We start from the raw sequence: 10,807 nt of genomic DNA, 5'->3' as shown, positions 1-10,807 counted from the left end.
CAGGATAGCTTATCGGTAGCTAACCGTCCCTCCATCCACATGACCAAGCGTTGCACTTATTATCTGAATTCGCGATTATCCATACCCGGACATTTTTTGACGCTCTGACCAATCAGCCAGTATTCAAATTTCCGGCGCGACAACTCTTCCGGCTGTCGGCAAGGGCTAAAGCCATAAATAATCTCTTTTTTCTTGCCACTGGTAACAGGCTGGCTGCCCGCATCAATAAACGCCTGCAGCTTTGCCATCGCAATCGTCTGTGCTTCCACGCCGTGAACTTCACCTGAACGCACGATGAACTTCTTACTTTTGACCGCAAACATTCCTGTTTCGCCAGGTTTTAAACAGCACTGCAGATGACGCCCCTGCGGATCAATAATAATTTCACAGCCTTTTTTCTCTCCGGCGGAAAACCAAAATAAACGCGCAGAGGCAGCCGACAGTTCTTCACCGGCCAAATACGTTACCGGAGATAAAAAATCATCCGTATACATCGCATCTAAATCCTTTTAGTCCGGCATCCGAAAAGAGATAGCCAACATCTGGCGCCGGCGCCATACGGACGGTGACTGAACTTTTATTTTATTCTGGGTGGATTATGGCAAATACCCTCTGCTCAAGCCTGATGGATATTTGATTAAATATGTCGGGTGACGGGAGGGTGATATTACAAAAAAGACGTCGCATATCACCGGATATAATGTGATAACGCGCGTTTGAGAAGGATGCCAGCGCCTTATTTTGGTGCAGATGCCCGCTGGCAGCGCAGTTATACGGACAGCCAGTGATGCTGCTGGCGCTGGTGACCCAGCCAGACGGTATAGGCTTCATCCCATAATGCGGCGGGGGTGCCTGCTTTACCCAAACCAAAACCATGCCCGCCACGGCTGATCGTCACCAGTTCGACCGGCACACCAAATTTGCGGCAGGTATCTTTCATGATCAGCGCATTCTGCACCTTGGCGATCGGATCATCTTCTGCGTGAGCAATAAACAGGGACGGGAAGGCGCGGGTGACATAGTTTTGCACCGACCAGTTGGCTTCTGCCGCAGGCGTGGCGTTGCGCCCGACCAGCTGCAGATGGGTGTTGGTGTGTTCATAGGGCGCTTCCAGCGTGATCACCGGATAGATCAATCCCACGCTGTCCACCCGCGGCACAATATAATCCAGCTCATCCTGCGGAGCATAAGAGGCAAAGTCCGGACGTGCCGCCGCCATCCCCATCAGATGACCACCGGCGGAAAAGCCCAGCAGATGCACTTCTCGTTCCATGGAACGTACCAGACGGATAGCCCGCTGCGCATCCTGCAGCGCAACCGCCTTACCGGCATTCCAGCCCTCGCCGGGCAGGCGATAGCTCAGGACATACGCGGTATAGCCGTGTTTATTCAGCCAGCGCGCCACCGGCCAGGCTTCGCCCGACATGCCAATCCAGCGATAGCCACCGCCCGCCGCGATAATCACCGCCGCGCCGTTCGGATTCTCCGGCTGAAAACGCTGGATAGCAGGGCTGGCAATATTGAACCACGAGCCATTGCTGGTCATCCGCACATTGCCGCTGGGGCCGCCGCCGCCAGGCGGATCATCAGGCCATAACGGAATCAGGTCTTCTCTGGCAAAGATTTTCCCGGTACTGACAGACAACAAAGTGGCGCCGGTAGCCAATAAAAACCGACGACGACTAATCATGTGATACTTCCATCGTTCTGATTATGAAACACAACAGCAGACAGCCCTGCCAGAAATGACAGGACACTATCCGCAAGTTAACTCTGCCTGGATAAAAGAAGTCTGCAATAACGATGCCAACGAAGCGGAATTATACCGCTCAGTTAATGACGAACAGAAGACAGCAAAGGTAATCCGGCCTGCTTTTGATAGCGCGCAGCAAATATTTCATCATTGATGATGGACAATCTGCAATCAATTTATTGGCATTTGCATTTTACTGACACGAATAGCGTCAATTATTCTGACTTAATTCCATTAAACCAGAATAATTAACATTTATGCCGCGTGCTGATGATAATGTTCGCGGTATTGCCCGGGCGTGACGCCAAACTGGCGTTTAAAGGCTTTATGAAAAGTTTCGTGAGATGGAAAACCATGAGACAGCGCCACACTCAGAATCGGCCCTGAATCATTGCGCAACATTTCCGCCGCCGCCTGCAGGCGTTTTTGCCGGCAGTATGACGCCAGCGGTTGCCCGGTGGTTTCACGGAAAATACGCTGAACGTGCCACTTTGAATAACCCGACTTGGTGACAAAATCATCAATTTTCAGTCGGTTATCGATATTTTCATCAATCCATTCGATTAAATCAGATACGATACTTTCCCTGAACATAGTGCCCCCGATGTTGACAAAAGTGACTGTTCAACCCTGGCGTTCTGGCCGCCGAGTCATGGCAAGTAATTGTTCTTCCAGCTGATCGCCCTGCTTTTTCGGGCTGCTGCGGTTCAGCAGGGCGCGCAGGCAGACGCCATCTGCGGCCAGCCGTACTACATTCAGTACAGGATCGCTGTCCGTTGCCTGGTGCTGCTCCATTCTGGCTGACAGCCATGCGTCCCATTTCACTGATAAATCAATATCATTGAGGATGGAGAAACTGAGTGCTGCCCAGCCATATTCCGGGTGGATATCCATAAACGCGGTTGAGACATAGGCGCGGGTAAAACGTCCCCAGGGTTCCGGGTCGCGCGCCATCAGCTGGTCAACCTCAATATCCACCTGCTGCAAAATTTCATCAAACATGGCATCCACCAGCGCATGCTTGCTGGGGAAGTGATGGAAAAATCCCCCTTTAGTGACCCCGGCGGCTTCCGCCACTGCATTCACCGTTACACCGGCAATACCCTTTTCTGCCGCCAGGCGCGCCGCGCTTTGCAGCAACTGCTGACGGACATACTCAGGCTGTCGTTTTCTTACGGTGGCTTTTTCACTCATCGGGATAATTCAGGCAGGTGATCAATAAGTCAGCATATTACATACCTACCGGTCGGTATGTAAAACAGAAAAAAACGCCACAGCACGATGGGTCAAAAACGTGTGAAGCGGCTTAACCTGTTTTGGTGCGCAGGCGCAGAGAGGCGGGCAGCCAGCGCTGTAGCGGCTCCGGGGAGCGGTCTTTAATCAGATCGGTCACCATCTCAAAGCAGTTCCACGCCAGCAGCCGTTCATCCTGGCTCACGGTATCAAGCGGTACACTCAGGGAATCATACAGATAGTGGTCGTCAAAACTGCACAGGCGGATCTCGCTGTTCAGCAGACCGTGCTGGCTGAGATAACGCAGCACGCCCTCCTGCAAACCACAGGCGGCGCAAAACAGCGCCTGCGGCACGCGGCCTAAGCGTGAGTAGAGTTCGGCAAACAGCTCGTAACCCGAGCTGGAGTGATAATGGCCATAGATAATCCACTCCGGCTTCAGCTCAACGCCCGCCCGTTGCAGGCCACGCTTATACCCTTCGAGGCGATCACGCGTCGGTGAGATACGCGGCTGGCCGCCAAAGAAGTACAGTTCGTCGTACCCTGCACTGGCGACATGCTCGATCAGTCTGGCGCTCGGCTCAATGGAATCGGTGATCACCAGCGGCAGAGTGGACTCTCCCAGATGACGGTCAAACAGGATCACCGGCAGCTGCTGATTAATTTTCTGGTACTCGCCATCACTCAGCATACTCGACGCAACAATCAGGCCGTCCACCTGACGCTGGATCAGGTTGTTGACCGCCAGAATCTCCTGGCTGGCATTTTCGTCGGTGCAGGCAATCAGCAGCTGTAAGCCATCATCACGACACAGTTTTTCCAGTTCATGGGAGAACACGGCAAAACCGTGGTTGGTCATCTCCGGCACCACCAGGCCAATGGTATTGCTGCGCGACGAGTTCAGCGCGCGCGCATGAATGCTGGGCTGGTAATGCTCCTGCTTCGCGATGTCCAGCACCCGCTGACGCGTGCTTTCTGCCACGCGCAGCTCCTGACCCCGGCCATTAAGAACCAGGCTGGCGGTGGATTTCGACACCCCGGCCAGCCGTGCAATATCATTGATGGTGACGCGTTTGCTTTTATTCACATTCAGCTTCGTGATAGTTGGCGTTATCGGGCTATTCTATCACGCATCCCTGCAACCTCCAGTGATGCAGCGTCAGCCCGCCGTCACCTGCCAGGCGCAGCTGTGGCGTGGCACCCGGGAAGTAGCGGGCGGACATCACCGCTTCGCCGTCGTTAATAAAAATCTCCACGCTGGAGCGATCGCACAGGATTTGCAGTGTGTTCACTTCACCCAGCCAGTAGCGATGTTCCGTCTCGCCAGTACGGCGATTGCTGCGTGTCAGCGTCAGCCCTGTGGCATCACAGCTCAGCTGCAGCTCGCCGCCAAAGCTGGCACTGAACCCGCCATCAACCTTCATCATCAGCTCAGCGCTGGCAATATCCAGTTCCGGCAGTGAGTGCGCTGCGCCGGCGAACAGATGTGGGTCACTGCGCAACTGGCGCAATTCGCGCGCAGGCTGCTGGTACAGTTTTCCCTGACGCCAGCTCAGTTCCCGCGGGCAGGTCATGGTATGGATCCAGCCCTGCTCAAGGGTGGGCTGGAAAAATTCATCCTGATCGGGGATGCCCATCCAGCCAATCAGCAGGCGGCGGCCATCCTCGCTAGCCGTGGTCTGTGGCGCGTAAAACTCAAAGCCGTGGTCCAGTTCATGGAACTCGCCATGCTGATAACGACCGGTGTGATAATCCAGCTCGCCGCTAAACCAGCCGCTCTGGAACGTATTGAGATAGCGATGCGTTTCCGCCGCCAGCCCCTGCGGACAGACCACCAGAATGTCCTGGCCATCAAGATGGAACAGGTCCGGGCATTCCCACATATAACCAAACGGCCCCAGGCCGTTTAAGCCGCTGCCCGCCATCTCACCTTTCAGCGTCCACTGCTGCAAATCCGGGGAACTCAGCAGCAGCACTTTGCCCTGCAGTCTGAGATCCTGCGCGCCCAGCACCATCCACCACTGCTCCTGATGCCGCCACACTTTCGGATCGCGCACATGGCCGGTATAGCCCTCCGGCAATGGCAGCACCGGCCCCAGTTTGTCGAATTCGCCGTGTTCATTCAGGCGCGCCACGCACTGCCAGGCGGTGCGCCCGTCGGCGAATTTCACATTGCCGGTATAGATCAGCGTCAGTACGCCATTGTCATCGACTGCCGAACCGGAGTAGCAGCCGTGACTTTCATACTCCTCTGCCGGCGCCAGCGCCAGCGGCTCATGGCGCCAGTGCACCAGATCCGCCGAACTCCACTGTCCCCAGAACTTCGCACCGTGGGCGCAGGCCAGTGGATTCCACTGATAACAAAGATGGTAGCGCTGCTGAAAATGGATAAAACCATTCGGGTCATTCATCAGCCCCACCGGCGGAGCCAGATGCCAGGCCGGGCGGTGCACATCCTGCGCTGCGCGCTGCTGGCCTGACACCACCGCACGCAACGTCTGTTTTAACAGGTGCTGTTCCTTCATCACTTCACCTCAACGCGATACTTCAGCAGCAGCGAAACCGTAAACGCCACACCGAAGGCAATGACCATGCCGATAATATAGTTCAGCAGCGAGCTGGCCTGCACAATCGCCAGACCCGGCAACGCCGTCAGTCCAACAGCGGTCATACCGACATGCGTCGAGACCACCCACGCGCCACCCAGCGCGCCGCCGATCAGACCGGCGATAAATGGTTTCATAAAGCGCAGGTTGACGCCAAACAGCGCCGCTTCGGTAATCCCCAGCATCGCTGAGAAGGCGGAAGGCAGTACAATGCTGCGCGTTTTCGCATCTCGGGTTTTAAACCATACCGCCAGACAGGCACCGCCCTGCGCCACATTCGCCATCGACCAAATCGGCAGCAGGAAGTTGACGCCAATCGACGGATTGCCCAGCAGTCCGGCCTCAATCGCATGGAAGCTGTGGTGAATCCCGGTGATCACAATCACCGAATAGAGACCGCCAAAGACCACACCCGCCAGCCAGCCGGCGTGAGCAATCAGCGTGCTGAGCACAAAGGAGATACCATCACCCAGCATACGGCCTGCCGGGCCAATCAGCAGCAGCGCGACAAAACCGGAGATAATCACCGTCAGGAAGGGCGTCAGAATGATATCCAGCGCATCCGGCACCACACGGCGCAGGCGCTTTTCAATCAGGCTCATAAACCATACCGCCAGCAGCACCGGGAACACCGTGCCCTGGTAACCAATCATGGCAATCTCCAGGCCAAAGAAGTTCATGGTATGGAAACCGCTGGCGACACCCCAGGCATTGGTCAGCGCCGGATGGGTCAGAATGCCGCCCAGCGTGGCGCCAAGAAACGGGTTACCGCCAAACTCGCGGGCGGCGGTAAAACCAATCAGGATCGGCAGAATGATAAACGCCGCCGAGCTGCACATATCGAGCATCACAAACAGTGCGCTGCTGGCATCCACCCAGCCATAGGTTTTCACCATCCCCAGCAGGCCCATCAGCAGGCCGGAGGCGACAATCGCCGGAATAATCGGCACAAAGATATTCGACAGCAGCCGCGCCACACGCTGCAGCGGATTGAGCTTTTTCGCCGCCAGATCCGCCGCTTCACTCTTGCTCGATTCGCTGATGCCCGCGGCGTCGATAAATGCCGCATGAACTTTATTCACCAGACCACTGCCGAAAATAATCTGGATCTGCCCGGCATTACGAAAACACCCTTTCACGCCTTCCAGCGCTTCAATCGCCTCTTTTTCGACTTTTGCATCATCCACCAGCACCAGACGCAGGCGCGTGGCACAATGCGCCGCAGTGGCAATATTCTCTTTTCCGCCCAGCAGTGGAATCAGCTGCCCGGCAACCTGTTTGACATCCATAGATACCCCGTCTTAACTGCGCTTAACAAAGGTTCACTCAGAACCAGGTTTCCATCTGCACGCCGAAGTTCCACTCGCCACCGGCGGTGAAACCACTGCTGCCAAAAGCATCATCACTGGCGTAGTTATCCAGCGACTTATCCCAGTCCATCCAACTGGCGAAGAAACGAATCTCCGGCCGGCTAAAGAAATCGCCGATATCCGCCACCTTGAAGGTCGGTGCAAAGGTCAGTTTGTAGTAGCTGCCGTGGACCTTCTGACGGTCGTTGTAACCCTCTGGCGACAGATCCATGTACTGGTAACTGCCTTCATACGCCAGTGCGAAGTTCGGGGTGATTTCCTGGATCAGACGGGCATTCAGTGTCACCCAGCTGTAATCGTCGCCTTTGACGTAACGATCTTTGCTCTGTTGCGCCAGCACTGCCGGTGCGAAGCTCCAGGTTTTATTGAGGGGAGTGACGCCATAGCTGGCCAGTCGCCAAGTAGTGGCATCCTGAGTGAGATTGCCGTCGGAACCGATGCCTTTGACTTCTGCGCCCAGGCCATGACCATACAGCAGCGCAGTTTTCGCCTTGCCTTCGCGCAGTCCCCAGAAGCTGTCGTTGTGCAGCGCCACCAGCGCATGCACGCCGGTATCCCCGGCATTATCATTGCGCAGCTGCGTCTGGTTAATACGTTCATCGTTATCTTTGGCGCGTAAGCCACTCAGCATAAACTGGAACGGACCGACGAAGTTATTGGCACTGACAATATAGCTCTGAATGGTGTTATCAATGGCCTCAATGTCGCCATAGTTGCGCCCATAGATAGAAAAGTTACTTTTCAGGCTGTCATTCCATTGCACGTCATAGATACCGCCACCGGTCCCGGCGAGAAACACCGCATCGGAGTCCAGCCAGTGGATATCGAAGTTATCGCGGTCAAAACGTTTACCTGCCCATAAGGTGCTGTTTTTAAACACACCCTCAAAGGTGGGCAGGCTACCCAGTTCCACAAACGCCTGGCGCACATTGAGAGAGCTGGTGTCGCCGGTCCAGTCGTTGTAGCTTTCCTGGCCATCCGCCAGCATCACTTTGAAACGGCTGGTCGCGCCGCTGGCCAGCTGCTGTTTATGTTCGAGGTTCAGTTCAACATAGGTGTTATTTTCATTGCCCAGACGTCCTACCGCGCCGCCCGTCTCGCCCCCTGGCGTCAGATACGGGCCGCTTTTCGTCCCGGCAGCGGAATCATTCATAATCAGGCCGGAACGGGCGTAGCCGGTAAAGGCGAAGCCATCGGCGGCACTGCTTTTATTTTCGATGGCGGCCGTGCGTTCACTCACCTGCTGTGCTGCCTGCTGATTTTGCTGTGTTTTTTGCTGTAGTGCGCTGACGGTTTGCTGGTTTTGCTGCGCCTGCTGATTCAGCGCCGCGACCGTTTGCTGATTTTCCTTCGCCTGTTGCTGCAGCTTCACCACGTTCTGTTCGGCGGTGCTGGCACGCTTCTCTGCCGCTACGGTACGTTTTTCTGCTGCCTGCAGGCGCTGTTCCATCGCCGCCAGACGCGCTTCGAGGTCGCTGAGGGTCGTTTCTGCATAAGAGGTATTGGCCATCAGAACGATCCCGATGGCGAGGGCCAGCCGACTTTTTTTAATCATTTTCAGACGCTCCTGGAGAAAATACCGATTTTGCTAAACCGGTTCGATCAGGAGGGTATGAGAATCTGCTAACGGAAGGCAACGATATTTGCTAACCCGATGAGCTAATTGTGACCGGGTTAGCACTTTCGCCGTGGCGGGCTACTCAGCGGACAGATCAGCAGCACGTGGCAATGCGGTCATTGCCCCTTTGGCGGTGGTGGCTAATGCGCCACAACGTTGTGCCTGCTGAATTGCGGCGGCCAGATCCTCCGGCGCCAGTGGCGACGCCTGTTGCGCCAGCGCCGCCAGCAATCCGGCAACAAACGCATCGCCCGCGCCGGTGGTATCCAGCACCTCAACCTGCGGCGCAGGGAAATGCTGCAATGCCTGCTGATGCCACACCGTCACACCCTCTTTGCCCTGGGTGACCAGCAGCAGCGATGGCTGATACTTCTCTACAAACGCCGTCATGGCCTGGCGCAGCGACAGACCAGGCGTGAGCGTGTTCAGCTCTTCCAGCGACAGTTTGACGATATCTGCCTGATGGAAAGCACGATCAAGCAGCTGCGCCATCAGTGCTTTATCTGGCCACAGGTCGTCACGCAAATTGGGATCGAAACTCACCCAGCCGCCCGCCTGATGTACAGCGCGCATGGCATACAACGCCGCGCTGCGTGATGGTTCGGCGCTGAGCGCGATGGAACATAAATGCAACCCGTCACCCGCCTGAAAGGGCGGCAGATGTTCAATCTGCAGAAACAGGTCAGCGCTCGGACGCACCATAAAAGTAAACTGGCGCTCGCCGCTGGCATCGAGGCTGACCAGTACCGTTGAGGTGCGCTGCCCGGCCAGCTGACGCAGAAAAGTGGTATCCACCCCCTCGCGGTTCAGCACCTCACGCATAAAATCGCCAAACGCATCCTCACCCACACAGCCAATAAAACCGCTGTGACCCGCCAGGCGCGCAATCCCCACCGCCACATTGGCAGGCGCCCCGCCCGGACACTGCAACAGGCGTAAATTTTCCTCAGGCAACAGATCGACGACGGCATCGCCCAGCACCCAGACTCGTTTTGTCATTTCCCATTCACTCATCAGCCATTATGGATAAAAAGCTAAACCGCTTTAGCGATGCTTTGCAATCCTTTCATAGCGGAAAATTGTGCGGAAAGACAAAACGGGTGGCAGCCTGCCAGAAGTGAATTAATCGTGATGACGTGCGCCGGGCCCGGCGAGAAACACATACAGACCGCTTTCCAGCCAGCGCTCAAAACGCTGCTGCTGGTCGGGCGTTAAGGCATGCTCGCTCCAGATCAGAATATGTTCGGCATCGACCCGGCTCAGATCCGGTTCGGCGATGGCTCCCATCATCACTTCCACACGAAAGCCGTCGCCAGCGTAGCGTATCGCTTCCAGCCACAGCTCCAGAGGATCGTGCAGGCTGAGCGCCATCACCAGCATGGTTGCTGCCGGACGTTTGCGCACACTGCCCAACACAAAGGTGGCGTATTCAGTGAGCGCGGTATCCAGCAGAATGCGGGTCATCGCCCATTCAGGCTGCTGCCCGGCATGCAGCCAGCGACGCAGCGGGCGCACCACTTCATCAACGAAAATCACCGGGGGAATTTCACGGCCATAGCGCCAGATCAGCGCCCGTAGTTTGTTGGGTTTGCAGGATTCGCAGTGCGCCAGCAACTGTTGCTGGCAGGCCGTCCAGCCTGACGGGGAACGCGGTGTTTCGCCATTGATCAGCGCCTGCATCTCGCGCAGTTCCACCCCTTTCTGCAGCCAGGCAACAATCGTGGCAATACGCGAGACGTGGCTATGGTCAAAAAAGCGGTGTCCCTGCTCATCACGGTGCGGTTTCAGCAACCCATAGCGCTGCCAGCTGCGAATATTGGCGGGTGTCACACCGCACTGGTCGGCGAGCACATCAATCGTGAAGAGAGGCATAAAAAGTCCCGTACTGGCGAAAATTTATCCATCATCATAATGCGCCAGATGATTGATCGCATGCATAATTCGCTATTTATGCGCCCGCAGAGCGAACCGGAACGGCCTGCGGACAAGATGTTAGCAGGCAAGATTGTCTGTCATGCCCCTTACACACTCGCGTTACGGTAGTCACATCCAGAGTCAGTACCACCGTAAAATTAAGAAAAAGGCCAATAAAAAAGGGTGATGCGCACTGGCGACATCACCCTGATCGATCTGTTGTGGTACTGACTTAGGGAAGGTGCGATTTAATCGTCAATTATGAGAACATAACCCTTTCTTTGACATAGACTTTTCACGATGCCCGCTCTTG

The 10,807-nt window shown here is 55.8% G+C and carries 10 protein-coding genes; all 10 read right to left on the bottom strand.

The genetic code is table 11. The features are described from left to right. Positions 1-59: 59 nt before the first annotated feature. The 10 genes from ACSZO1_RS20090 to ACSZO1_RS20045 all read right to left on the bottom strand — a co-directional run bounded on the left by ACSZO1_RS20090 (position 60) and on the right by ACSZO1_RS20045 (position 10,452). The gene (locus tag ACSZO1_RS20090) at positions 60-494 is read right to left on the bottom strand and encodes a hypothetical protein (RefSeq protein WP_437615813.1); all 435 of its coding nucleotides are present in this window, start codon (positions 492-494) and stop codon (positions 60-62) included. A gap of 275 nt (positions 495-769) precedes the next feature. Continuing rightward, positions 770-1,690, bottom strand: a complete 921-nt coding sequence (locus ACSZO1_RS20085; RefSeq protein WP_437615811.1) for an alpha/beta hydrolase — start codon at positions 1,688-1,690, stop codon at positions 770-772. A gap of 318 nt (positions 1,691-2,008) precedes the next feature. Then, positions 2,009-2,347, bottom strand: coding sequence for a helix-turn-helix domain-containing protein (locus ACSZO1_RS20080; protein ID WP_437615809.1), 339 nt, complete (start codon positions 2,345-2,347; stop codon positions 2,009-2,011). Between the two features lie 30 nt (positions 2,348-2,377). Next, a complete protein-coding gene (locus ACSZO1_RS20075; RefSeq protein WP_437615807.1) occupies positions 2,378-2,947 on the bottom strand; it encodes a TetR/AcrR family transcriptional regulator in 570 nt (189 codons plus the stop codon). 112 nt (positions 2,948-3,059) lie between these two features. Continuing rightward, entirely contained in the window at positions 3,060-4,073 is a 1,014-nt protein-coding gene (locus ACSZO1_RS20070) for a substrate-binding domain-containing protein (RefSeq protein WP_437615805.1), read from the bottom strand. A gap of 31 nt (positions 4,074-4,104) precedes the next feature. Beyond that, the gene (locus ACSZO1_RS20065; RefSeq protein WP_437615803.1) at positions 4,105-5,511 is read right to left on the bottom strand and encodes a sucrose-6-phosphate hydrolase; all 1,407 of its coding nucleotides are present in this window, start codon (positions 5,509-5,511) and stop codon (positions 4,105-4,107) included. Beyond that, positions 5,511-6,881 (bottom strand): sucrose-specific PTS transporter subunit IIBC, encoded by a 1,371-nt coding sequence (locus ACSZO1_RS20060; protein WP_437615801.1) that lies wholly within the window; start codon positions 6,879-6,881, stop codon positions 5,511-5,513. The genes ACSZO1_RS20065 and ACSZO1_RS20060 overlap by 1 nt, the downstream gene beginning before the upstream one ends. 37 nt (positions 6,882-6,918) lie before the next feature. Then, positions 6,919-8,517 (bottom strand): carbohydrate porin, encoded by a 1,599-nt coding sequence (locus ACSZO1_RS20055; protein ID WP_437615799.1) that lies wholly within the window; start codon positions 8,515-8,517, stop codon positions 6,919-6,921. A 141-nt stretch (positions 8,518-8,658) separates the two neighbouring features. Continuing rightward, entirely contained in the window at positions 8,659-9,579 is a 921-nt protein-coding gene (locus ACSZO1_RS20050; RefSeq protein ID WP_437615797.1) for an aminoimidazole riboside kinase, read from the bottom strand. Positions 9,580-9,702: 123 nt separating this feature from the next. Then, positions 9,703-10,452, bottom strand: coding sequence for a MerR family transcriptional regulator (locus ACSZO1_RS20045; RefSeq protein ID WP_437615795.1), 750 nt, complete (start codon positions 10,450-10,452; stop codon positions 9,703-9,705). Positions 10,453-10,807: the final 355 nt, after the last annotated feature.

It is taken from the genome of Erwinia sp. V71, assembly GCF_965644245.1.
GTDB lineage: Bacteria > Pseudomonadota > Gammaproteobacteria > Enterobacterales > Enterobacteriaceae > Erwinia.
The sequence above is the reverse complement of the archived record's forward strand: the minus strand, read 5'-3'. Positions and strand labels throughout refer to the sequence as shown.